The organism is Marimonas lutisalis (assembly GCF_005434965.1).
GTDB lineage: Bacteria > Pseudomonadota > Alphaproteobacteria > Rhodobacterales > Rhodobacteraceae > Marimonas_A > Marimonas_A lutisalis.
Genome location: NZ_SKCI01000002.1, coordinates 334,972 through 358,423, shown reverse-complemented (window position 1 = coordinate 358,423; position 23,452 = coordinate 334,972). Strand labels below are relative to the sequence as shown.

Sequence of the window (23,452 nt, the reverse complement as noted above, 5' to 3'; positions counted from 1 at the left end):
TCATGCGTTCCGGCACCGTCAAGGCTCTGGCGCTCGGGCTGCTGCTCGTCACCACGCCGATCCTGCATGCGCAAACCGGCCAGTATGATTTCATGCCGTCCGGCGGCAGGACCCTGCTGACCGATCTTTTCGCAGGTGACAGTGCCGCACTCGCCGAAACCGCCAGCCGCTCCGCCGATCGTGCGGAGTGGCTGGACTGGGCCCTGGTCGAAGGCCGCTTTGCGGATGACCGCGCGGCCGAAACGTTCGCAGCCTACGCCGCGTTCAATTTCCCGCTGACATCCGATCAGCGCGATGCCCTTGCCTCCGGCGATCTCGACGCGCTGCCCCTCGACGGCAAGGATCTTGCCATCGCGCATTGCCAGTTCTGCCACTCGTTCTTCAGCGGATACCTGATGATCAAGCGCGAAGAACCTGCCTGGCTCGGCACCTTCAACGCGCCCTTCCACACCGAAATCAAGATGACCGAGATCGAGCGCAAGACCTTTGCCGCCTATTCCGCTCTCAACATGCCGCTTAAATTCGAAGACGTCCCCCCCGAACTGCGCTTCTGACAAGGAGGAAAAAATGGCCTTACCCCGTTTCGGCGCCGCAATTGTCACTGCCCTGGCCCTCGGCACGGCCGCCAGCCTCGCACAAGAGGATGACATCTTTTCCTTCATACCGCCCGGCGGGCGCAGCCTTCTGGAAACCGCGCAGGCCAGCGGCCTTCCCGATGGTTTTGCGGCGCGCCTCTCTTCCGAAAAGGGCGATACCGAATTCTGGCGCGGCGAAATCGACAGCGCAGGCGGGCTCAGTCTGCAAAGCTGGGAGCTCGACACGCTCGCCCAGTATCTTGCCGTCCGCGCACCGATCGACCCGGCCGCTGACCTACCCCGCGACGGGCGCGATCTGGCTATGCAGCTTTGCCAGTCCTGCCATATCATTACCGTCGTCATCACCCAAAGCCGCGCGCGCGAGGCCTGGCTCGGCACCATGCAATCGCCCAGCCATATCGAGATCAAGATGACGCCCGAGGAACGCGGCCTTCTGGCCGACTATCTCGTTCTCAACGCGGGCATCCCGATTGACGAGGTTCCGCAGGCCCTGCGCGCAGGCGGCGCCTCGTACTAAGGCCTGAGCCGGGAAGGGGGCTCGCCCATGCTGTTCACCTCGCCCGGTTTCATTCTCTTCCTGCCTCTGGCGCTCGCCGGCGCGGTACTTCTGCGCGGATACGCGCGCCTCGTATGGTTGATCCTCGCCAGCCTCGTCTACTACGGCACGCATGGCTCTGACAGCCTCGCGGCATTCGCGGCCGTCGCCCTCGTCGCTCTTGCTGCAGGGCGGTTCCTTACCACCTCAACGCGCTTTCGCAGCCTCGCGCTCTGGATGGGTGTCGCTGCCATTCTCGGCCTTATGGGCCTTCTGAAATACTACGAGCCCTGGGCGACAGCCCGCGGCGATCTAGCCACGCTCGGGCTCACCGCGCCCGCGGGGTTCTCGTTCTATGCCTTCACCGCGATCGCCTTGATCGTCGATCGCTACCGGGCCCCCCTGGCCGCGCGCGCAGGCCCTGGGCAGGACCTGCTGTTTCTTGCCTGGTTTCCGAAACTGCTCGCCGGCCCGCTCGAACGCATCACCGCCTTTGCCACCACCCTGCGCCGCCGTCTGCGGCCCAGCCCGGCGGTGATTGTCATCTCGGCCCAACTCATCCTCTGGGGATTGGTGAAAAAGGTCGTCATTGCCGACAATCTCGCCCCTTTTGTCGATCGCACCTATGCCATCCCGGCATATGCCGTGCCGATGGAACTGGTAATCGCCAGCTATGCCTTCGCCTTCCAGATCTACTGCGATTTCTCGGGCTATACCGACATGGCGCGCGGCATCTCGCGGCTTTTCGGCATCCGGCTCTCCGAAAACTTCCACCGCCCCTATTTCTCCACCTCGGTCAGCCACTTCTGGTCCCGGCGCTGGCACATCACCCTGTCCAACTGGTTCCGCGACTACCTGTACAACCCGCTCATCGGGAACCGCAAAGGTCAGCTGATCCGATACCCCGCGTTGATGGCGGTCTTCCTCGCCAGCGGGTTGTGGCACGCCGGTCTCGGATACGGTTTCGGCTGGGGCTTCCTGATCTGGGGCGCGCTGAACGGGCTGTTCGTCTGGGCAGAGCGCGCGCTCTATCATCCCCGCCAGTGGCTCACCGCGCGGTTCTCGGGCTCGGCCTGGGCACGGCTCCACGCCATTCTGGCCGGCCTGATCGTATTCCACCTCATCCTCGTCACCTGGGTCTTCTTCCGCGCCGGCAACATCGGCGATGCCATGCTGATCCTGCGCCGCATCTGGGCCGCCCTGCCCGAACTGCCCGGCCTTCTGGCGGCCTATCCCTTCACCGCGGAACACGGGTTTCTCGCCGCTCTGGTCGCGGCTCTTCTCCTGGTCGAGGCCGTGCCCGAGTTCCCGCGCTTTTGCCGCACGCTCACCCGTCTGCCCCGCTGGGTCCACTGGGCCGCATGGCTGGCCCTGGCCTTCATCCTGCTTCTCTTCGGACGCTGGTCGGACACGGCTTTCGTCTACATGCAGTTCTAGGCGAGGCAGGATATGCACCCACCCCCCCGCCATACCCGCCTCATCACGGCACGCAGTACTGCCGGCTTCATCGCGCTTGTCCTGATGCTCTACGCCGCAGCCGCAACGCTGGCCGACCGCTGGATCGCCCGAACCCCCGGCAGCCGTCCCTTTCAGATACTGCTTGCACGCCAAGGACAAACGGTCGATTGGCTGGTAATCGGCTCCTCACACGCCATGCCGCTTGAGTTTGGCGGCATACCCGCGCGCCTCGGTGCTGAAACGGGCCAATCCATGATGGTGCTGGCCGAAACCGGCGCCGGGCCGCTTTACGCGCTTTTCGTGGCCCGTCAGGCCCACGCTGATCTCACCGCGCGCCGCGTGCTCTATATCCTTGATGATTTCGCCTTCTACGCGCCCGACTGGAACGAAGACCGGATCGCCGACCGCACGCTGCTGCGCCATACCCCCACGCGCCTCTCAACGGCCTCCGGCCTTTGGCAGATGGTGCGCCGCGAAAGCGTCCCCGTCACCGCGCTCGCCGACTACCTGACGGCGTTTTCCAAGCTCAACCCGCCCGAACGCTTCCCCCAACCCGGCTGGGAGGGGCGCGCCGCCTTCGACAAAGGCTTTCGTCCGTCGCGCCACGCAATCCAGAGCCGGGCCGAGTATCTCTTTCCCGACGGCACCGATATGGCCACGGCCAATCGCTATCTCGGCACGCTGGAGAAACTGATCGCCGAAACGCACGCCGCCGGCAGCGAAATCGAAATCCTGCGCCTGCCGGTCGCTGGCCCGTTTCGGGACGCACTCCCCGATCTTAACGCCTTCGATGCAAGGCTCGGCCAGATGCTGCAGCGCCTGAATGTTCCCCTGCATGACCTGCGCGCGGAATTGCCGGGTCCGGAATTCTATTTCGATCCCGACCACCTCAATCGCCAGGGTATGGAAACCCTTTACGAAAGCCACCTCCAATCCATCCTGCACTAGTTGGATCGCGCCCCCAGCGACACCGCGTTTGACGCCGGTCAATGTTCACCCGTCTCACGCTCGTGTATAAAGGGCCGAACCATCCAAGCTCGCCACCGAAAGCGCCATGTCCCCTCTGGCCGGCCCGCCCGCTGCGCCCCTCTTCCAAGGGGCCGATCAGCCTCTTTATCGCCCTTTCGCGATAACCGCCGTCAGCTGTGACCGCGGCACAGTGCCCGCTACTGAAAACGCCTTGCACCAGACACCGTTTTTCACCCTGCGCCGGTTCGATCTGGTCGAGCGCGCGCAGCCAGCTCCGACACTGCTCATCGTGCCGCCGCTCTCGGGCCATTTCCCGGTTGTTATGCGCGACGTGGTCCTGGGGCTTTTGCCCGATTTCACCGTGTCCGTTCTCGACTGGAGCAACGTGCGCCATGTGCCCACGTCCTGCGGCCGCTTCGGTTTCGAGGACAACATCCGCGCGGTTTCCGACGCCATCGGCCTATGTGGCACGGGCCTCTCGGTCCTCGCCCTGTGCCAGGGCGGTATTCCCGCCTTTGCCGCCGTTGCCGATATCGCCCAACGCACCCCAGGTCACAACCCGGCCGCGCTGGCCCTTGTCGCCGCCCCGGTTGACCCACTGGCCAACCCCACGCCGGTTGTGCGCCTCATCCGCGAAAAATCCCGCTACTGGTATGATATCGTGCCCATCGGCCGCGTTGGCTCGGATCACGATGGCTGGGGCCGCTGGGTCTACCCGGCCGAGCTTCAGTTGACGGCGCTCAGCCGCTATCTCGACCAGGCCAAGGCCCGCAATACCGAGCTCGCCCGAAAGATCAGCGATGATGATGGCGCGGACCCGGTGCATTTTCCGTTCGGCGATCTCTATACCTCGGTCATGGACCTCGACGCGCGTCAATTTGCCGAAAACATCGACCGTGTCTTTCTCTCCCGCGCGCTCTTGCAGGGCACACTTCGGCTCGACGGGCGTGTGATCGATCCCGCCGCCATCACCGACACCGCCCTGATGACCATCGATGGCGCCCTGGACGAGATTGCCGCGCCCGGCCAGACGCAGGCGGCCCACGCACTCACTCCCGCAATTCCGGCAAAGGCCCGCAAGACGCTGGTCGCTCCCGAATGCGGGCATTTCGGCCTGTTCCACGGGGCGTGCTGGCGTCGGCGCATCCTGCCGGACGTGCGAAAATTTTTCCTGTCACACTCAGGTGCCGGTCACGGATCCTGACCCGTCAGACCACCTGGCCGCTGCAGTTCACTCGACCAGCGTAACGCCCGTCGCAAAAGGCCCCTTTTCGCCCTGCCGCTCGCGAAACCGCATCTGCGTCCCTTTTTCGATCTTCTCCCAATCGCCTTCACTGGTCAGGCTATCACGCTGGAAATAAACCTCTCGGCCATCATCCGCGCGCATGTAGCCATATCCCAGTTCGGCCTCAATCAGGGTCACCTCGCCATGCAGAACCGGCGGATGCTGTTTCACCTCGACCCGCCCCATCTGCTTCTTCTGTTTCTTGAGTGCTTTTTCTGCGGCTGAAAAAGCTCGGTTAACCGCAAGCAGAAGGTCGTCGCGCGCCGAACCTTGCGCCACCGAGCGCTCGAATGAAAGGTCGGGGCCCGGTACCTGCAGGTTGACCCTCGCGCGAAACATCCGCCCCGAAACCTTGCGCTTCTGCGGTGCGTCCAGGATGACCTCGACGCCGACGATCCGGTCGTTCAGGTGTTCCAGCGCATCAATGCGCCGGCCGACCAGTTCCTTGACGGCCGCCGATGTTTCCATGTTGCGAAATGTGATTATCGGTTCTGTCTGCATCTTCTGTCCTCGTGAAGCGCGATCGAATATCTGCGCGACCCCGGCCCACAGCGCCGATTGCCCGCGGCCAGATAGCCGGGCAGATCGCATCCCTCGGCCGGGTTCGCATCGCCAAAATGGACCAATGACAGCAACACGCATTGACCGCGCGCATCAATACCGCCCCAAAAGGCCCATGAATTCTGCTGTTGAAGTGGTGAGCCGTGCAGGATTCGAACCTGCGACCCACTGATTAAAAGTCAGTTGCTCTACCAACTGAGCTAACGGCCCACTAGGCGGCCTATCTAGAAAGATGCCTGCGAAGGGTCAACCCCGAATCTTGCCGAAATTTCCGGTGCGACTGGATTCATCGTCGGGCGGGGCGTATATGCCGCGCATGACCATGCACGACACCGATATCGCCTTCATGAAAATGCACGGGCTCGGCAACGATTTCGTCGTTGTTGACGAGCGCGGGCGGGCACCCGTGGTCACGGCCGGGATCGCCACGAAAATGGCCGACCGCCATCGCGGGATCGGCTTCGATCAGCTTGCGGTGATGCGCGACAGCGATGCCGCAGACCTGCACCTTGTCTTCTACAATTCCGACGGCTCGCTCTCGGCGGCTTGCGGCAATGCCACGCGCTGCATTGCCCGCCATCTGATGGAGGAGACCGGCAAGGCCGAGGTGCTCATTGCCACGGATCATGGTCTGCTGCCCGCGCGCGACGCCGGCGACGGGCTGACATCGGTCAACATGGGCCATGCACAAACCCGCTGGGATCAGATCCCCCTCGCGCGCGAGATGGACACGCTCGAACTGCCGATCGAGGGCGGCCCGACGGCCACGTCCATGGGCAACCCGCATTGCACCTTCTTCGTCGAGGATGCCGAGGCGGTTGACCTCGCCGCGCGCGGCCCGGAGATCGAACATCATCCGCTTTTTCCCGAACGCACCAACGTGCAGTTCGCCCATGTGATCGGTAACAATGCCCTGCGCATGCGCGTGTGGGAACGCGGCGCCGGCATCACGCTGGCCTCGGGGTCGTCCTCCTGCGCCACGGCGCATGCCGCGCATCGGCGCGGGTTGGTTGGCCGCGATGTCACGCTGCATCTCGATGGCGGTACGATTCACGTCCGCCTGGCCGAGGATGGCATCTGGATGACCGGCCCCACCGCCCATGTGTTCGACGGTGTCTGGAGGGGCTGAGATGTCCGGCGCGCCGAAATTCACCACGCTGGGCTGCCGTCTCAACGCCTACGAGACCGAGGCGATGAAGGACCTTGCCGCGCAGGCGGGCCTGGGCGACGCGGTGATCGTCAACACCTGCGCCGTCACGGCCGAGGCCGTCCGCAAGGCGCGCCAGGAAATCCGCCGCCTGCGGCGCGACAATCCCGGCGCGCAGGTCATCGTCACCGGCTGCGCCGCGCAGATCGACCCGGAAAGCTTTGCCGCGATGGACGAGGTCGACGCGGTGATCGGCAATACCGAGAAGATGCAGCCCGACACCTGGGCCCGCCTTGCCCCGGATTTCACCGGCGAAACCGAACGCGTGCTGGTCGACGACATCATGAGCGTCACGGAAACCGCCGGCCACCTGGTCGACGGGTTCGGCACACGCTCGCGCGCCTATGTCCAGGTGCAGAACGGCTGCGATCACCGCTGCACCTTCTGCATCATCCCCTATGGCCGCGGCAACTCGCGCAGTGTACCGGCCGGCGTGGTGGTGGACCAGATCAAGCGGCTGGTGGACAAGGGCTTTAACGAAGTCGTGCTGACCGGCGTCGACCTGACCAGCTGGGGCGCCGACCTGCCGGCCGCGCCGAAGCTGGGCGACCTGGTGATGCGTATCCTCAAACTGGTGCCCGATCTGCCGCGCCTGCGCATCTCCTCGATCGATTCGATCGAAGTAGATGAAAACCTGATGCAGGCCATCGCCACCGAGCCGCGGCTGATGCCGCACCTTCACCTGTCACTGCAGCATGGCGATGACCTGATCCTCAAGCGGATGAAGCGCCGCCACCTGCGCGACGACGCGATCCGCTTTGCCGAGGAGGCCCTGCGGCTGCGCCCCGACATGACCTTCGGCGCCGACATCATCGCGGGTTTTCCCACCGAGACCGAGGCGCATTTCGAAAACTCGCTGAAACTGGTGGACGAGTGCAGCCTCACCTGGCTGCATGTCTTCCCCTATTCGCCGCGCCCCGGCACGCCGGCCGCACGCATGCCGCAGGTTCACGGCAAGGCGATCAAGGAACGCGCCGCGCGCCTGCGCGCCGCCGGCGATGCCGCCGTCGCCCGCCACCTGGCCGCGCAGCAGGGGCGGACACATGACATCCTGATGGAAAACCCGCATATGGGCCGCACCCGGCAATTTGCCGAGGTCGATTTCGCCACGCCCAGGCCCGAGGGCCAGATCATATCGGCAACGATCACCGGCCAGACCGGCCAGCGCCTGACAGCCTAGCAGGTTTTGCGCCGACTTTGCCGTCGCCCGGGGGCCTCGCTGCGCTCGGCCCGGTCCTTTCCGATCGCCCTTGTCCCGGTTTTGACGGCATGCGCAGACGCGCCGTCGCACAATGAGTGCTTCTGCCAAGAAAGACCGGCAGGGGAGGGTCACGCCCCTGCCGGTCCGGCCCGGCGAGGGCTCAGAGCGCCGAGAGCATCGCCTCGCCGCCGGAAATCTCGCATGTGCCGGATGCTTCTTCGATGTTCAGCACCTTTACCACGCCATCATCGACCAGCATGGCATAGCGTTTCGACCGGCCCGAGAATCCCACGGGCGGAGCATCGAAATCCATGCCGATTGCCTTGGTGAACGCACCGGTCGCATCGGCCAGCATCGTAATCCCACCAGCGGCGGCGCCCGTGGCATCGCCCCAGGCCTGCATGACCCACGGATCGTTGACCGAAACGCAGATCACCTCGTCAACGCCCTTGGCGCCAAGCTCGTCCTTGACCCGCAGAAAGCTGGGCACATGCGCCGAATGGCAGGTCGGCGTGAAGGCCCCCGGCACGGCAAAGATCACGACCTTTCTGCCTTGCACCTTGCTTTCCAGTTCCACCGGTTGGGGCCCCTCGGCCCCGATCGTCATCAAAGTGCCGCCGGGCAGGTCATCTCCCACGGAAATCGTCATTGCGCGCTCCTTATCTTGCGTTGCGTTCACGAAGGTTACGGATATAGGCTCGGTCCGGATCAGCGAAGCGGGAAAATGCATTCATGTCTCACATCGTCGTCATCGGCGCGGGCCAGGCCGGCGCCTCGCTCGTCGCCAAGCTGCGCAATATCGGCCATGACGGACCGATCACTCTGGTTGGCGAAGAAAACGCACCGCCCTACCAGCGCCCGCCGCTGTCGAAGGCCTACCTTCTGGGCGAGATGGAACTGGCCCGGCTCTACCTGCGGCCCGAGAGCTTTTATGCAGAGAACGATATCGCGCTGCGCCTGGGAACCACGGTTCAGGCCATCGACCGCGCCAGCCGCAAGGTGATCGCCGGGGGCGAAGAGTTCACCTATGACATGCTGGCCCTTTGCACCGGTTCGGTGCCGCGCCGCCTGCCTGCCGCCATTGGCGGTGCGCTGCAGGGCGTGCACGTGGTCCGGACCCTGCGGGATGTCGATGGCATGGCGCCCGAATTCCAGCCGGGCCGCCGCGTTCTGATCGTCGGCGGGGGATATATCGGTCTCGAAGCCGCCGCTGTCGCGGCCAAAAAGGGCCTCGACGTCACGCTGGTGGAAATGGCCGACCGCATTCTGCAACGCGTGGCCGCGCCCGAAACCTCGGACTATTTCCGCGATCTGCATACGCGCCACGGGGTGAAGATTCTCGAAGGTGTCGGGCTGGAAACCCTCACCGGCGATGCCCGCGTTACCGGTGCGCGCCTGTCGGACGGCCGTGAACTGCCGGTCGATTTCGTCATCGTCGGCGTCGGCATCACACCCGCCACCGCGCTGGCCGAGGCTGCGGGCCTCGAGATCGACAACGGCATCAAGACCGATGCACAGGGGCGCACCTCGGACCCGCATGTCTGGGCCGCGGGCGATTGCGCTTCGTTCCCCTATCACGGCACCCGCATCCGGCTGGAATCCGTGCCCAACGCCATCGACCAGGCCGAGGTGGTGGCCGAAAACATGCTCGGCGCGGGCAAGGACTATATCGCGAAGCCCTGGTTCTGGTCGGATCAGTATGACGTGAAACTGCAGATCGCCGGGCTGAATGCCGGCTACGATCGCGTCATCACCCGCGCCGGTGACAAGGAAGGCAGCGAATCCTTCTGGTATTACCGGGGCGACACGCTGCTGGCGGTCGACGCGATGAACGATCCACGCGCCTACATGATCGGCAAGCGCCTGATCGAGGCCGGCAAATCGCCCGACCCGGCGGCGGTGGCCGATCCGGAAACCGAGCTGAAATCGCTGCTCGCGTGAGGATCGTCGGCGGTGCATTCAGGGGCCGGGCGCTGGCATCGCTGGGCAAGGGCGATGCGGGCGCACATCTGCGCCCGACCACCGACCGCACCCGCGAAAGCCTGTTCAACATCCTCTCAGGCGGGCGCTTCGGCGATCCGATCACCGATGCCCGCGTGCTCGATCTCTTTGCCGGCACTGGCGCGCTCGGGCTCGAGGCGCTGTCGCGTGGCGCATCGCACGTAACCTTCGTCGATGACGGGGTGAAATCCCGCGCCCTCATCCGCCGCAATATCGAGATCTGCCAGGCCCAGGGCGCCACGAAACTCTTCCGCCGCGACGCCCGCAAGCTCGGGCCCTGCCCCGCGGCGCCCTTCACGCTCGTCTTCCTCGATCCGCCCTATGGCAAGGGGCTGGGCGAACGCGCGCTCGCCGCTGCGCTGGCCGGCGGCTGGATAGCCCCGGGCGCGCTCATCGTGTGGGAAGAGAACACCGCCATCACCCCGACCGATGGCACCACGCTGCTCGACACGCGGCGCTATGGTGATACCACCATCTCGATCCTGCGCGCCGATTGACAGCCCGCAGCCCGCTCGGCACCCTGCAGAAAACATCGGAGACAGCATCATGTTGCGCCCCCTTTCTTTCGGCCTGTTTCTGGCCTTCGCCAATCCCGCCAATGCCGGGCCGGTCGCCGATTTCGAAGCGCAGTACCGCGATGCCTATGCCAGCTATCGCGCTGCGCTCTTCACCACCAATTCCGGCGATGCGGCCGCCGCGGAAAAGGCAACGAACTCCTTTTCCGAAAAATGGCAGGCATTGATCGACGCCTGGGGAAACCCGCCGCCCCACCTGGAAAACGATGACGAATATGCCACCACCATGCTGGCGGTCACTGCAATTCTGGTCTTTGCCCGCGCGCAGATCGGACAGGGTGATCTGCCCGGAGCACATGAAACGCTCGAAGGTGTACGCGACCTCCTGAGCGATCTGCACGCCCGCAACGCCATCGAAACCTTCTCGGACCGGATGAACGCCTATCACGCCGAAATGGAACATGTCCTAGCCTCGGATTTGTCCGCGCTTGATGACGCCGGCATCGCCACCCTGCGCGAACGCGCCGCGGTGCTGGACTATCTCGCAAGGGACCTGGTCGGCACGCCTCCGCCCGGCGCGGCGGGAACGCCCGAATACGAAGCCCTGATCAAAGCTTTCACCACGTCTGTGCAAGAGTTACTCACCGCCACCCGCGCGGGCGACGCGGCAGCCATCAAGGCCGCGATCGGCGGCCTGAAGAAGCCCTATGCGAGACTGTTCCTGAAATTCGGCTGAGCCGCGCGTTCAGGGATAGTCGGTCATGTCGATCGCCTCATAGGCCTCCCACTGGTACCCGGCCTGCACCCGCCGCGCGGCGAAAATCTCACGCCCGTTCGAGCGCACGTTGATGATCCCCGGCAGGGCCTGCTTGAAACGCCGCCGCGCCATCCGGTTCAGTTCGGTCGTGGCGAACATCAGGTCGGGGTCGGTCCCCTCGGGCACCTCAGGCGCGGGCGCATCCGCTTCGCCGGTGTCGGTGAATGTCGCCGCGATCTCGGTCGAGAATACCAGGTGATGGTCACTCCGCCCCGAACGCCCCACAGCGCCCAGGAAACTGGCGCGCGGATGGCCGTGGTCGGGGCTGTCGCCCGATGACACCACGGTGATAAGCGGCCGCACCGCATCGAGATAGGGAATGTGAAACTCGTGGCTGCAGTGATGCGGCGACTTGAACACATGCGCATCCAGCGACAGCGCCCCGCCCGGCTGGGCAAGGATATGCTTGCCCCCTTCGACGTTCATATCGCCCGAAAAACACACCCGCACATGGCCGTGCACCAGCCGGAAGGTCAGCGAATGCCCGTTGATCGTGTGCGATTTGTCCTTCAGCCAAAGCAGCGTACCGTCGCTTTCCTTGATGGGCGAGGTGATCTCCATCCGCACGTCCGGGTCGCCCACGTCCACCGCGCCGTCCGCCTTGCTCAGCGCGGCATAATTCGCGCCCTGCTCGCGTACTGCGGCAATCCACTCGCCGAACGTGTCGGTCAGGTCGGCGCCATCCAGGTCGTCCAGCGACGAATGCAGCGTATGCAGCTTGTCATCCGCCACATGGCCCAGCTTCTCGTTATAGCCGCTGGCATAGAGCGCGATACCGTTGTGCCAGATATTCTTCACCGTCACCCGCGGGTGTTTCAGCAGCGGGATCAGGCCCACCACGTGGTCTTCGTCCGCATGGCTCAGAAACAGGTGGTCGATCGTCAGGCGCGTGTTGGGCTTGTCCAGCCGGTATTTCCACACCAGGAAGTCGGTGGTCGTCGTCCGCCGGATACCGCCATCCACCAGGATCTTCCTGCCCCCCGGCGTCACGATGAACGCGGCATCGCCCTGTCCCACGTCCAGGAAATACATCTCCATCGCCCGTTCAGTGCCCACATCGGGCTTTTTCTCGCCGCCGATGCTGTATTTGCGCACCGCGCCCTCGCGCCCGCGATAGACCGCTTTCGCGTAATCCGGCCCCTTGAACGACGCGCCGTCGCGGATGTCGATCTCGTCACCATAGATCAGGACATAACTCTCGTCCTCGCCATCCAGCTGGTAGTAAAACCGCTGCGTCTTGCGCGTGGAAAACCGCAATGCCATGGGCGCCTCCCGGAAATGGATCAATCAATGGCGCAACCCTAGCACGAAATCACGATCCTGTCGCGCAGCTTAGTTCACCGCACCGTCCCGGGTCATCGCCTCGGACCAGACCAGGTGCACCACCGCCCAGAAGGCCACAACCGCGCCGCCAACGCCCAGCGCGCCCAGGCCCCACGCGCTCAGTACCGCGCCGCCCACGGCCGATCCCGCCGCCACCCCGGCATAGAGCGCGGCGGCATTCAGCGCCATCATCACCGGTGCGCGTTCGGGCGCCAGCCGCAACAGCCGCGTCTGCTGCGCCACGAAGAAGGACCAGCCGAATGTCGACCACAGAAAGACCAGCGCAAAAACCATCGCCACCGGCATCGGCAGGGTGGAAAAGCTCGTGTTCCAGATCACATGTGATGATGACAGGATCAGCAGCGTGCGAAACGGCCCGATCCGATCGGTCAGCCACCCGCCCATCAGGTTCCCCACTACCGCGCCGCTGCCGTAAACCAGCAGGATCAGCGTCATCTGGTTGCGCCCGAATCCCATCGTCTCGGTCAACAGCGGCGTCAGGAAGGTGAAGATCACATAAGTCGCACCGACAAAGCTGAAGGTGAACAGCACCGCGAACATGTGCCGCCAGGTGGCCAGCACCCGGCCAAGATCCGACAGCTTCACCGGGCGAAAGGTCAGCCCCGCCGGGATCAGCAGCCACACGCCCGCCAGAACCGGCAGCGACAGGCCGCAGACAATCCAGAACGCCGCCCGCCAGCCCAGCGAATAGGCCAGGAAACTGCCCAGCGGCACGCCCATCACCTGCGCCAGCGTCAACCCAAGGAAAACCGCCGACAGCGCGCGGGCCTGCATCTCGGGCCGGCTGATCCCCGCCGCCACCGCCGCACCCACCGGCGTGACAATCCCCGCCCCCGCCGCCGCCATCACCCTTGCGGCATTCAGCACGATGTCATTGGGCGCCAGCGCCGCCACCGCCAGCGAAACCGCGAAAACCGCCATCCCCGCCGCCAGAACGCGCCGTCGCCCGATACCTCCGGTCAGCGACACCAGCACCGGCGACAGCACCGCGTAGCTGACGGCATAGGATGTCATGATCCAGCCACCCCGGGCCGGGCTCACGCCCAGGTCCTCGATGATCGGCACCATCGCCCCGATCACCAGGAAAGCCCCGATGCCGATGATGAAATTCGCCGCCGCCAGGATCGGGATCACCGCGCGGGCCCGATCCTGCATGCGATCAGCCCCAGGTCGGGTGGAACTTGCCCGCCGGCGACAGGGTGAAAATCTCCACCCCGTCCGCAGTCACGCCCACCGAATGCTCGAACTGCGCGCTCAACGACTTGTCACGCGTCACCGCTGTCCAGTCATCGGCCAGCACCTTGGTTTCCGGCCGCCCGAGGTTCACCATCGGCTCGATGGTGAAGAACATGCCTTCCTCCAGAACCGGCCCGGTGCCCTCGCGGCCGTAATGCAGCACATTGGGCGGCGCGTGAAACACCCGGCCCAGCCCGTGACCGCAGAAATCGCGCACCACGCTCATCCGGTGGGCTTCCACATAGCTCTGGATCGCGTGCCCGATATCGCCAAAGGTATTGCCGGGCTTCACCGCCTCGATCCCCTTGAACAGCGCATCATGCGTCACCTGGATCAGCCGCTCGGCCTTGCGGCTCAGCTTGCCGGCCACGTACATCCGGCTCGTATCCCCGAACCAGCCATCGACGATCACGGTCACGTCGATATTCAGGATATCGCCATCCTTCAGCTTCTTGTCACCCGGTATGCCGTGGCAAACCACGTGGTTCACGCTGATACAGCTTGCGTGCTTGTAGCCCTTGTAGCCGATTGTCGCCGATTTCGCCCCGGCGGCGTTGACCTTCTCCTCGATGATCCGGTCGATCTCGCCCGTGGTCTGGCCCGGAAAGACATGCTCGGCGATCTCGTCCAGAATACGCGCGGCCAGTTCACCTGCCACATGCATCCCGGCGAAATCTGCCGTCTCGTGAATGCGGATGCCCTCTCGCGTCATGCGTCCCCGGTGTGTCTCGTTCACGGCGCCAGCCTTCTTGCCGATATTCAGTATCATTGCCCTTACTTAGGGCAGAACGCACGCAAGGGCCAGAGCATGCAATACCCGTGGCGCCGATTGCCTTCTTTCCGCACCGGGTGCTCTTTCTTGGAACAAATACTCAAATCCCGCCCATGCACCGCGCACCACACCAACGGTGCCCGCGCCCCGGCGCACGGGGGCGGGTAGGTGGGCCGCACGCCGGGGCGCAGGCATCACCCCTGAAACGGCAGCGCCCCGCCCAGCGTGATCTCCTCGGGCGAAATCCGGCAATCGAACGCCATCACCTCGACGCCCGCGTCGCGCGCCCGGCTCAGCCCCTCGGCATAGGCCGGGTCGATATCCTCGGCGATCCCCACGCGCGCGCAATCCGTGCGCTGCACGAGGTAGAGCATCACCGCGCGGGCGCCCCCCTGCGCCACCTTCGCCAGTTCCTCCAGATGCTTCAGCCCCCGCGCCGTTCTGGCGTCGGGAAACTCGGCCAGCCCCGCCTGCCGGCAAAGCGTCACCGATTTCACCTCCACGAAAATATCCGGCCCATCCCCCGACAGCAGGAAGTCGATGCGCGAATTCTCACCATACTTCACCTCAGGCCGCACCATCGGCGCTTTCAGCCCCGGCACCTCGCCCGCCATCAGCGCCGCCTTCAGCGCCCGGTTCGGCACGCTCGTGTCCACCCCGGTGAAATGCCCGTTCTCATGATCCACCAGCCGCCAGCCGTATTTCAGCTTCTTCTTCGGGTCGTCGTTGGGCTCGACCCAGATCTTCATGCCTTCCTCGGCCAGCCCCATCATGCTGCCCGGATTGGCGCAATGCGCCGTCACCTCGCGCCCGTCCTCCAGCCGGATATCCGCCAGAAAGCGTTTATAGCGCCGGATCAGCCGGGCCGGTTCAAGAGGGGTTTGAAAGCGCATGACCCAAGGCCTATACCTGCCCCGCGTACCCTTCAAGTGCGCCCATGCAGGAGGCCCCCATGCCCAACCCCACCGCCGCGATGCTCGTGATCGGAGATGAGATCCTCTCAGGCCGCACCCGCGACGCGAACATGCACCACCTCGCAGGCGAACTGACCAAGCACGGCATCGACCTGAAAGAGGTCCGCGTGGTCTCAGACGATGCCCCCGCCATCACGGCGGCCGTCAAGGCGCTCTCGGCAGCGTACGATCATCTCTTCACCTCAGGCGGCATCGGCCCGACACATGATGACATCACCGCCGATTGCATCGCCGCCGCTTTCGATACCCCCATCGATGTTCGTGACGACGCGCGCGCCATCCTCGCCGCGCATTACAAACGCACCGGCACTGAGCTGAACGAGTCCCGCCTGCGCATGGCCCGCATCCCCGATGGCGCCAGCCTGATCGACAACCCGATCTCGGCCGCACCCGGTTTTTCCATCGGCAACTGTCACGTCATGGCCGGTGTGCCGACCATTTTCGAAACCATGGTCGCCTCGGTCCTGCCCACGCTCACTGGCGGCGCCCCGCTGCTCTCGCAGACGCTGCGTATCGAGCGCGGCGAAGGCGATATCGCCGGCCCTCTCGGCCAGCTTGCCGCGGATTTCCCCGATCTCTCGATCGGCTCCTACCCTTTTTCTCATTCCGGCACCTTCGGCGCCAATATCGTGATCCGCGGCCACGATGGCGCCCGACTCGACGCCGCGATGCAGGCCCTTGCAGCGATGTTCCCCGATGCCATTACCTGACGTGTTCACCCTCTATGACGTGATCGACGGCACCTGGCCCGCCGCACGCTACGAAACCGATGGCCCCTTTACCTTCCGCGAAGGCTGGGGCGGAGGTCAGCGCGTCAGCGCCACAACTGTCTCGGGCCCGGTCACCGACGCTCAGCTCGACGTGGCCGAGACCGCGATGCGCGCCATAGATCAGCCTTGCCTTTTCATGATCCGCGACGGCCAGGCCGATCTAGATGCGCAACTCGCCGCGCGCGGCTATCAGATCGTCGATCCGGTCAATCTCTACGTCACCCCCATCGACACGCTCACCACCGAACCCGTGCCGCCCGTCACCGCCATCCCGGTATGGGAGCCGCTGTCGATCATGCTCGATATCTGGGCCAAGGGCGGCATCGGCCCGGGCCGGATAAACGTGATGCACCGCGCCGCCGGACCAAAGACGGCGATTATCGCCCGCTGGAACGATCATCCCGGCGGCTGCCTCTTCTGCGCCATGCACGATGGCATCGCCATGGTCCACGCGCTCGAACTGCTGGAACACCAGCGCCGGCAGGGCCTGGGCAAATGGATGATGCGCCGCGCCGCCTTCTGGGCGAAAAAACAGGGCGCCACCCACATGTCGGTGGTCTGCACGCAGGCCAATGCCGGCGCCAACGCCCTCTACACTTCCCTTGGGATGACCCTTGTGGGACAGTATCACTATCGCAAACGGATGGACTGAAGATGAGCAACAACCGCCCCACCGCCCTCGACCTGCCGATGGTCGACCCGCTGCCCGAAAAGACGCAGAAATATTTCGACATCTGCCAGGACAAGCTGGGCCTCGTTCCCAACGTGCTCCAGGCCTATGCTTTCGATATCGACAAGCTCAACGCCTTCACCGCGCTCTACAACGACCTGATGCTGGGCGAGAGCGGCCTCAGCAAGCTGGAACGCGAAATGATCGCGGTCGCCGTTTCCTCGATCAACAAGTGCTTCTACTGCCTCACCGCCCACGGCCAGGCCGTGCGCGAGCTTTCGGGCAACCCGATGCTGGGTGAAATGATGGTGATGAACTGGCGCAGCGCCGATCTCGACGCACGGCAATACGCCATGCTCGAATTCGCCGAGATGATGACGGTCGAAAGCTACAAGATCGAGGAAAAGCACCGCCAGCACCTGCGTGACGTGGGTTTCTCCGATCGCGATATCTGGGACATCGCTAACGTGGCAGGCTTCTACAACATGACAAACCGCGTGGCCTCGGCCACCGACATGCGGCCGAATGACGAATACCACGCGCAATCGCGCTGATCCTCGCACGTGGCTCGGCGCCGTTCTCCTGGCGCTGATCGCGGCGGCGGGTGCGCCCGCCGCCCATGCGCTCGATTTCACCCTGCCGTCAAACGCGCGTCTCACCGCCGAGCGCATAACCGGCCCCGACAGCTACAACCTGCCCACGGGTGCCGCCGATGGCAGCGCACCGCCGACCCGCCAGGTCGAAGGACAAGTCTCGCGACGGGCCTGGCGCATCGACGCCCAGGGCATCACCACGCTGCAACTGCTCGATCCGCTGCGCACCCAGCTTGCCGATGCGGGCTACGAGATCATCTTCGAGTGTGAGGCCGCGACCTGCGGCGGCTTCGATTTCCGCTTCGGGATCGAGGTCTTCCCCGCCCCCGATATGCATGTCGATCTCTACGACTACCGTTTTCTGTCCGCCCGTTTGCAGGCGGATGGCGGGGCATCGTCCTTTGCCACCATCATCGTCAGCCGGACGGCCAGCGCGGGTTTCGTCCAGATCGTCCAGATCACGGCCAAGGGCGCCACCGCGCCCAAGCCGACAACCAGCGGACAGGCGACGACGGCGCCAGCCGCCGACTGGCAGACCAACGCCAACCTGCCCTTGGCCCAAGCCCTCGAAACCCGGGGCCATATCGTGCTCTCCGACCTCGATTTCAAAACCGGCTCCTCCGATCTCGGCGACGGCCAGTACGACTCGCTCGCGCGGCTCGCCGCCTACCTTCTGGCCGATTCCAACCGCCGTATCGCCCTTGTCGGCCACACCGATGCCGTGGGTACGCTTGAAAACAACATCGCGCTGTCGAAACGCCGCGCCGCCTCGGTACTCGAACGGCTGGCCACTGCTTATGGTGTCCCGCGCAACCAGATGACCGCCGAAGGCATGGGCTATCTCGCGCCTCTGACCACCAACCTCACGCCAGAAGGCCGCGAGATGAACCGCCGGGTCGAGGCGATCCTGCTCAACACCGAATAGCTGCCTCGCGCCTTGACAAAAACGGCGTCCACCCCCGCAATGCGCCCATGCACCCCAATCCCGCTTTCCGCCCCGACAATCACGCCGAATCGCTCGCCCTCGCCCGCGAAACGGGCTTCGGCATGCTCGCTGTCGCCGCTCCCGACGGCGCGCCTATGCTCTCGCATATCCCCTTCCTGATCGACGACGCCGGCACCGGGGCCGACCTGCACCTGGTGCGCTCCAATCCCATTGCGCGGGCCTGCGGCGCCGATGGCCTGCCCGCACGCCTCGCCGTGCAGGGTCCACATTCCTACATCTCGCCCGACTGGTACGGGCTCGATGACCAGGTGCCCACCTGGAACTACCTCGCCATTCATCTCACTGGCCGGCTCGAGCCTCTGCCCGCCGACACGCTGCCCGGTATTCTCGACCGTCTCTCGGCGCATTTCGAATCCCGCCTCGCCCCCAAGCCCGAATGGACGATGGCGAAGATGCCGTCGGACGCCGCACAGCGCATGATGCGCCAGATCCTGCCCTTCCGGCTTGTTATCGACACGCTCGAAAGCACCTGGAAACTGGGCCAGAACAAACCCGACGCGGCCCGGCTTTCCGCCGCCGATCACGTCGGCACCTACGGCATGGGCCAGGAGGTCGCGATCCTCGCCGCGATGATGCGCGCCCCGCCATCCTGACAGGCGTGGACAGCGCCCGCCGCCCGCTCTAACGTCTCCGCAAACAACACAGCCGGGAGGATCACGACCCATGCAGCTCATCTACGCCGCCGCTTCGCCCTATGTCCGCAAGGTCTGCGCGCTCTTGCACGAAACCGGCCAGTTCGATGATGTCGAGCTTGTCTCGGTCAAGACCGCCCCCACCGCCACCGCCGAAGAAGTCCGCGCCGCGAACCCCGCCGGTAAGATCCCCGCGCTCATTCGCTCGGACGGCCCCTCGATCTATGACAGCCGGGTCATCACCCGGTATCTCGATGCCCGCGCGAATGCCGGCTTCTACCCCGATGCCCGCATCTGGGAGGTGCTGACGCTCGAAGCCACCGCCGACGCGATCATGGATGCCGCGATTCTCGTGACCTACGAAAACCGCCTGCGCCCGCCCGAACACCGCTCCGAAGACTGGATCGAGGCGCAATGGAGCAAGGTTTCCCACGCAGTCAAAGCGGTCAACGACCGCTGGATGAGCCACCTTTCCGGCCCGATTGACATGAGCCATATCGCCATCGGTTGCGCGCTTGGCTATCTCGATTTCCGCCACGACGCGCGCAACTGGCGCAGCGGCAGCGATGCGCTCGACGACTGGTTCGCCGTGTTCTCGCAGCGCGACAGCATGGTTGCCACCGCGCCCAGCGACTGACATTCAACGCCCCGGACGGCTGGCCTGGCCCGTCGCATGTCGCCGGCGGACGCCTTCGTGCGCCCTCCTCACTCCGCCGCGCAACAGCCGCTCGCTCAGCCATCCGGTCAGGACACCGGCAAGCACCTGCCATATGTCGTGCTTGCCGGCCTCGATCCTTGATGCCCCGGTAAACCCGGCCGCGATCAGCACCACTGCCTTGACCGGGGCGCTGGAACGAATGCAGTCATGCACCAGCGCGCTGGCGCCGAAACTCGCCGCCGCCGTGTGCCCCGAAGGAAACCCGCTCAGTCCGCCATTCGGGCGGCGGTTGATCGGTCGATCTCCCAGCTCCCACTTGCTGCCCTGGACAACCACCTCCATCGCCGCGAACCGCGCCAGGTATCGCCCGGTTCCGCCGGTCACAACCGTACAGCCCAGCCCCAGTACCGGCAGGGCGACCTGCATCCGGTCACCGCACCTTTCCACCAGAGTCCCCGTGCACAGCACGACAGAAAGGATCGTGACGAGAATGATCCCGTCCCTCACATGCCGGATCCAATGAAAGAACCCGAAATGCCCAAGGTACCGCTGCATGCCCGGAACTCCTCATGTTGCACCAAACTGGCGCCGTGCCTGCCCCGAAACCTTTGCCGCACCTATTGGACCGGAGTTGTAGTCGGAAAGGCCCCGCTTCCGGTTTAGCCCGGGCCAGGCACACGCCCCGGACATGCCAGGAGCGAAAAAAGGTGCCTCAGGGACTCAGGGCTGCGTTGAAATCGCGCATTTGCCAATCGCTTCTGGACGCAAGCGCATTCCCTCGCTAAAGAACGCCCCGGGAAGGGCTGCTGGATTCTGCGGCCCCTTTGACGGTGGCCCGCTCGGGCCTCGAAAAAACGGAGAATACCTCGTGTCGCACGCAGAAGATCACGAAGGCACCCGCAGAGATTTCCTCTACTACGCCACCGCAGGGGCCGGTGCCGTAACCGCAGGTGCCGCTGTCTGGCCTCTGGTCAACCAGATGAACCCCTCCGCCGACGTTTCGGCGCTTTCCTCGATCCGGGTCGATGTCTCGGGCGTCGAGGTGGGCACGCAGCTGACGGTGAAATGGCTCGGCAAGCCGGTCTTCATCCGCCGCCGCACGCCCGCAGAGATCGAAGACGCCCGTTCCGTGGCCATCGAAGACCTGCCCGACCCCAAGGCAGAAAACGCCAACAAGCCCGGCGCCGACGCCGCTGACGAAAACCGCACGCTGGACGAAGCCGGCGAATGGCTGGTGATGATCGGCGTCTGCACGCACCTCGGCTGTGTGCCGCTGGGCAACGCCGGCGACTACACGCTCGACGGCAACGTCGGCGGCTGGTTCTGCCCGTGCCACGGCTCGCACTACGACACGGCCGGCCGTATCCGCAAAGGCCCCGCCCCGCGGAACCTCGACATTCCGGTCGCTGCCTTCGACGGCGACGAACTGGTCCTCGGATAAGGAGACGCGCTTATGTCCGGAATTCCCCACGATCATTACGAGCCCAAGTCGGGCATCGAAAAGTGGCTGCACAAGCGTCTGCCTGTGGTCGGCCTCGTCTATGACACGATCATGATCCCCACCCCGAAGAACCTGAACTGGTGGTGGATCTGGGGCATCGTGCTCGCCTATTGCCTGGTGCACATGATCGTCACCGGCATCATCCTGGTGATGCACTACACCCCCCACGTGGATTACGCCTTTGCCAGCATCGAGCACATCATGCGCGATGTGCGCGGTGGGCACATGATCCGCTATCTGCACATGAACGGCGCCTCGCTGTTCTTCTTCGCCGTTTACATCCACATCTTCCGCGGCCTCTTCTACGGCTCGTACAAGGCGCCCCGCGAAGTGACCTGGATCATCGGCATGCTGATCTTCCTTCTGATGATGGCTACCGGCTTCATGGGCTACGTTCTGCCCTGGGGTCAGATGTCGTTCTGGGGCGCAACGGTGATCACCGGCCTCTTCGGCGCCATCCCCTTCATCGGTGAACCGATCCAGACCTGGCTCTTGGGCGGCCCGGCAGTGGACAACGCCACGCTGAACCGCTTCTTCTCGCTGCACTACCTGCTGCCCTTCGTGATCGCGGCACTGGTCATCGTGCACATCTGGGCCTTCCACACCACCGGCAACAACAACCCCACCGGTGTTGAGGTCCGCCGCGGCTCCAAGGAAGAAGCGGCGAAAGACACGCTGCCGTTCTGGCCCTACTTCGTGATCAAGGATCTCTTCGCCCTGGCGGTGATCCTGGCGATCTTCTTCGCCGTTGTCGGCTTCATGCCCAACTACCTGGGCCACCCCGACAACTACATCGAAGCCAACCCCCTGGTGACACCCGCGCACATCGTGCCCGAATGGTACTTCCTGCCGTTCTACGCGATCCTGCGTGCCTTCACCGCGGATGTCTGGGTCGTGATGTTTGCCAGCTGGATCACCGGCGGCATCATCGACGCCAAGTTCTTCGGCGTGCTGGCCATGTTCGGCGCCATCATCGTGATGGTGCTCGTGCCCTGGCTCGACACCAGCCGCGTCCGTTCGGGCCGCTTCCGTCCGATGTTCAAATGGTGGTTCTACCTGCTGCTGATCGACTTCGTTGTCCTGATGTGGTGTGGCGCAATGCCGGCCGAACCGCCCTACTCGACCATCGCGCTCATCGGCTCGGCCTACTGGTTCGCCTACTTCCTGGTGATCCTGCCGCTCCTCGGCGTGATCGAGAAACCCACCGCCGCACCGGCCACCATCGAAGAAGACTTCGAGGCCCATTACGGCACCAAGGCCACCCCGGCCGAATAAGAAAGGACAAGGGACAATGCTGAAAAAGATTGCACTTACCGCTGCAACCGCCCTCGCCCTTTCGGCGGGCGGAGCCATGGCCGCAGGTGGTGGCGAACAACACATCGAAGACGTGGCCTTCTCCTTCGAAGGTCCGTTCGGCAAGTTCGACCAGAACCAGCTGCAACGCGGCCTGAAGGTCTATACCGAGGTCTGCGCCGCCTGCCACGGCCTGCAATACGTGCCGCTGCGCACCCTGGGTGACGAAGGTGGTCCGCACTACTCCGAAGCCGAGGTCCGCGCCTACGCCGCGAACTTCGAGGTCTTCGACCCCGAGCTCGAGGATTTCCGCCCGGCCAAGCCGACCGACCACTTCCCGGCCAACACGGCCGCCGGCGCACCGGACCTCAGCCTGATGGCCAAGGCCCGCGCGGGCTTCCACGGCCCCGCCGGCACCGGCCTCAACCAGCTCTTCAAGGGCATGGGCGGCCCGGAATACATCACCTCGATCCTGACCGGCTATACCGGCAAGGAGAAAGAGGAAGCCGGCACCATCTTCTACGAGAACACCGCCTTCCCCGGCGGCTGGATCGCGATGGCCCCGCCGCTTTCGGATGAAATGGTCGAATTCGACGATGGTCACAGCAACTCGCTGCACCACATGTCCGAGGACGTGTCGGCCTTCCTGATGTGGGCGGCCGAACCGAAGATGATGGCACGCAAGCAGGCCGGTTTCATCGGCGTGCTGATGCTTACCATCCTCTCGGTGCTTCTCTACCTGACCAACAAGCGCCTCTGGGCCCCCCACAAGGGCAAACACTGATCCAGACGCGACAGGCCTTTGGAAAACCCCGCTTCGGCGGGGTTTTTCTTTGCCATGTTCCGGCGCGGGAAGGT

The 23,452-nt window shown here is 64.6% G+C and carries 26 protein-coding genes and 1 tRNA gene; 19 read left to right on the top strand and 8 right to left on the bottom strand.

All coding sequences use genetic code 11. The features are described from left to right. Window positions 1-2 precede the first annotated feature (2 nt). The 5 genes from E0501_RS09890 to E0501_RS09870 all read left to right on the top strand — a co-directional run bounded on the left by E0501_RS09890 (window position 3) and on the right by E0501_RS09870 (window position 4,762). A complete protein-coding gene (locus tag E0501_RS09890; protein WP_137701215.1) occupies window positions 3-554 on the top strand; it encodes a hypothetical protein in 552 nt (183 codons plus the stop codon). 13 nt (window positions 555-567) lie between these two features. Next, window positions 568-1,113, top strand: coding sequence for a hypothetical protein (locus E0501_RS09885; RefSeq protein WP_137701214.1), 546 nt, complete (start codon window positions 568-570; stop codon window positions 1,111-1,113). 27 nt (window positions 1,114-1,140) lie between these two features. After that, window positions 1,141-2,568, top strand: a complete 1,428-nt coding sequence (locus E0501_RS09880; protein ID WP_137701213.1) for an MBOAT family O-acyltransferase — start codon at window positions 1,141-1,143, stop codon at window positions 2,566-2,568. A 12-nt stretch (window positions 2,569-2,580) separates the two neighbouring features. Beyond that, the gene (locus E0501_RS09875) at window positions 2,581-3,537 is read left to right on the top strand and encodes an SGNH/GDSL hydrolase family protein (protein ID WP_137701212.1); all 957 of its coding nucleotides are present in this window, start codon (window positions 2,581-2,583) and stop codon (window positions 3,535-3,537) included. A 232-nt stretch (window positions 3,538-3,769) separates the two neighbouring features. Continuing rightward, on the top strand, window positions 3,770-4,762 hold the full coding sequence (locus tag E0501_RS09870; protein WP_161594591.1) for a hypothetical protein: 993 nt from the start codon (window positions 3,770-3,772) through the stop codon (window positions 4,760-4,762). 27 nt (window positions 4,763-4,789) lie between these two features. Here the strand turns inward: E0501_RS09870 and E0501_RS09865 are convergent, their stop codons facing one another. Both E0501_RS09865 and E0501_RS09860 read right to left on the bottom strand, forming a co-directional pair. After that, a complete protein-coding gene (locus E0501_RS09865; RefSeq protein ID WP_137701210.1) occupies window positions 4,790-5,344 on the bottom strand; it encodes an HPF/RaiA family ribosome-associated protein in 555 nt (184 codons plus the stop codon). A 194-nt stretch (window positions 5,345-5,538) separates the two neighbouring features. Then, a tRNA-Lys gene (locus E0501_RS09860) sits at window positions 5,539-5,614 on the bottom strand. Between the two features lie 97 nt (window positions 5,615-5,711). Here E0501_RS09860 and dapF point away from each other — a divergent pair. After that, window positions 5,712-6,533: a diaminopimelate epimerase gene (gene dapF / locus E0501_RS09855; RefSeq protein ID WP_137701209.1), complete on the top strand. Its 822-nt coding sequence runs from the start codon at window positions 5,712-5,714 to the stop codon at window positions 6,531-6,533. Between the two features lies 1 nt (window position 6,534). Further along, entirely contained in the window at window positions 6,535-7,791 is a 1,257-nt protein-coding gene (gene mtaB / locus E0501_RS09850) for a tRNA (N(6)-L-threonylcarbamoyladenosine(37)-C(2))-methylthiotransferase MtaB (protein ID WP_137701208.1), read from the top strand. A gap of 181 nt (window positions 7,792-7,972) precedes the next feature. On the opposite strand, the gene E0501_RS09845 is transcribed toward mtaB, so the two are convergent. Continuing rightward, window positions 7,973-8,461 (bottom strand): peroxiredoxin, encoded by a 489-nt coding sequence (locus E0501_RS09845; protein ID WP_137701207.1) that lies wholly within the window; start codon window positions 8,459-8,461, stop codon window positions 7,973-7,975. Between the two features lie 83 nt (window positions 8,462-8,544). On the opposite strand from E0501_RS09845, the gene E0501_RS09840 reads away from it, so the two are divergent. Genes E0501_RS09840 through E0501_RS09830 form a run of 3 tightly spaced genes read left to right on the top strand, consistent with a single transcriptional unit; the run spans window position 8,545 to window position 11,064 of the window. Continuing rightward, window positions 8,545-9,753, top strand: coding sequence for an NAD(P)/FAD-dependent oxidoreductase (locus E0501_RS09840; RefSeq protein WP_137701206.1), 1,209 nt, complete (start codon window positions 8,545-8,547; stop codon window positions 9,751-9,753). Beyond that, on the top strand, window positions 9,750-10,310 hold the full coding sequence (rsmD, locus tag E0501_RS09835) for a 16S rRNA (guanine(966)-N(2))-methyltransferase RsmD (protein WP_137701205.1): 561 nt from the start codon (window positions 9,750-9,752) through the stop codon (window positions 10,308-10,310). The genes E0501_RS09840 and rsmD overlap by 4 nt, the downstream gene beginning before the upstream one ends. 49 nt (window positions 10,311-10,359) lie before the next feature. Beyond that, the gene (locus tag E0501_RS09830; RefSeq protein WP_137701204.1) at window positions 10,360-11,064 is read left to right on the top strand and encodes a hypothetical protein; all 705 of its coding nucleotides are present in this window, start codon (window positions 10,360-10,362) and stop codon (window positions 11,062-11,064) included. 9 nt (window positions 11,065-11,073) lie between these two features. On the opposite strand, the gene E0501_RS09825 is transcribed toward E0501_RS09830, so the two are convergent. The 4 genes from E0501_RS09825 to sfsA form a co-directional block, all read right to left on the bottom strand. Continuing rightward, window positions 11,074-12,408, bottom strand: coding sequence for a ComEC/Rec2 family competence protein (locus E0501_RS09825; RefSeq protein WP_137701203.1), 1,335 nt, complete (start codon window positions 12,406-12,408; stop codon window positions 11,074-11,076). A gap of 69 nt (window positions 12,409-12,477) precedes the next feature. Next, window positions 12,478-13,644 (bottom strand): MFS transporter, encoded by a 1,167-nt coding sequence (locus E0501_RS09820; protein ID WP_137701202.1) that lies wholly within the window; start codon window positions 13,642-13,644, stop codon window positions 12,478-12,480. A gap of 4 nt (window positions 13,645-13,648) precedes the next feature. Then, entirely contained in the window at window positions 13,649-14,494 is an 846-nt protein-coding gene (gene map, locus E0501_RS09815) for a type I methionyl aminopeptidase (protein ID WP_137701201.1), read from the bottom strand. Window positions 14,495-14,691: 197 nt separating this feature from the next. After that, window positions 14,692-15,390 (bottom strand): DNA/RNA nuclease SfsA, encoded by a 699-nt coding sequence (gene sfsA, locus E0501_RS09810; protein WP_137701200.1) that lies wholly within the window; start codon window positions 15,388-15,390, stop codon window positions 14,692-14,694. 59 nt (window positions 15,391-15,449) lie between these two features. On the opposite strand from sfsA, the gene E0501_RS09805 reads away from it, so the two are divergent. The 6 genes from E0501_RS09805 to E0501_RS09780 all read left to right on the top strand — a co-directional run bounded on the left by E0501_RS09805 (window position 15,450) and on the right by E0501_RS09780 (window position 19,779). Further along, a complete protein-coding gene (locus E0501_RS09805; RefSeq protein WP_137701199.1) occupies window positions 15,450-16,181 on the top strand; it encodes a competence/damage-inducible protein A in 732 nt (243 codons plus the stop codon). Next, window positions 16,168-16,893 (top strand): GNAT family N-acetyltransferase, encoded by a 726-nt coding sequence (locus tag E0501_RS09800; protein ID WP_137701198.1) that lies wholly within the window; start codon window positions 16,168-16,170, stop codon window positions 16,891-16,893. The genes E0501_RS09805 and E0501_RS09800 overlap by 14 nt, the downstream gene beginning before the upstream one ends. 2 nt (window positions 16,894-16,895) lie before the next feature. Further along, window positions 16,896-17,465 (top strand): peroxidase-related enzyme, encoded by a 570-nt coding sequence (locus E0501_RS09795; protein WP_137701197.1) that lies wholly within the window; start codon window positions 16,896-16,898, stop codon window positions 17,463-17,465. After that, window positions 17,437-18,429: an OmpA family protein gene (locus E0501_RS09790; RefSeq protein ID WP_137701196.1), complete on the top strand. Its 993-nt coding sequence runs from the start codon at window positions 17,437-17,439 to the stop codon at window positions 18,427-18,429. Before E0501_RS09795 ends, E0501_RS09790 begins: the two co-directional genes overlap by 29 nt. Window positions 18,430-18,476: 47 nt before the next feature. Then, the gene (locus tag E0501_RS09785) at window positions 18,477-19,103 is read left to right on the top strand and encodes an FMN-binding negative transcriptional regulator (protein ID WP_137701195.1); all 627 of its coding nucleotides are present in this window, start codon (window positions 18,477-18,479) and stop codon (window positions 19,101-19,103) included. A 70-nt stretch (window positions 19,104-19,173) separates the two neighbouring features. Continuing rightward, window positions 19,174-19,779 carry a glutathione S-transferase gene (locus E0501_RS09780; RefSeq protein WP_137701194.1) on the top strand — a complete coding sequence of 202 codons (606 nt, stop codon included), beginning with the start codon at window positions 19,174-19,176 and terminating at the stop codon, window positions 19,777-19,779. 3 nt (window positions 19,780-19,782) lie between these two features. Here the strand turns inward: E0501_RS09780 and E0501_RS09775 are convergent, their stop codons facing one another. Further along, entirely contained in the window at window positions 19,783-20,355 is a 573-nt protein-coding gene (locus E0501_RS09775) for a phosphatase PAP2 family protein (protein WP_137701193.1), read from the bottom strand. Window positions 20,356-20,668: 313 nt separating this feature from the next. Between E0501_RS09775 and petA the strand changes: the two genes are divergently transcribed. The 3 genes from petA to E0501_RS09760 are packed head-to-tail and all read left to right on the top strand — an operon-like array spanning window position 20,669 to window position 23,378. Then, window positions 20,669-21,241: a ubiquinol-cytochrome c reductase iron-sulfur subunit gene (gene petA, locus E0501_RS09770; RefSeq protein WP_137701192.1), complete on the top strand. Its 573-nt coding sequence runs from the start codon at window positions 20,669-20,671 to the stop codon at window positions 21,239-21,241. 12 nt (window positions 21,242-21,253) lie between these two features. Further along, a complete protein-coding gene (petB, locus tag E0501_RS09765; RefSeq protein WP_137701191.1) occupies window positions 21,254-22,576 on the top strand; it encodes a cytochrome b in 1,323 nt (440 codons plus the stop codon). 16 nt (window positions 22,577-22,592) lie between these two features. Further along, entirely contained in the window at window positions 22,593-23,378 is a 786-nt protein-coding gene (locus tag E0501_RS09760) for a cytochrome c1 (RefSeq protein ID WP_137701190.1), read from the top strand. Window positions 23,379-23,452 lie beyond the last annotated feature (74 nt).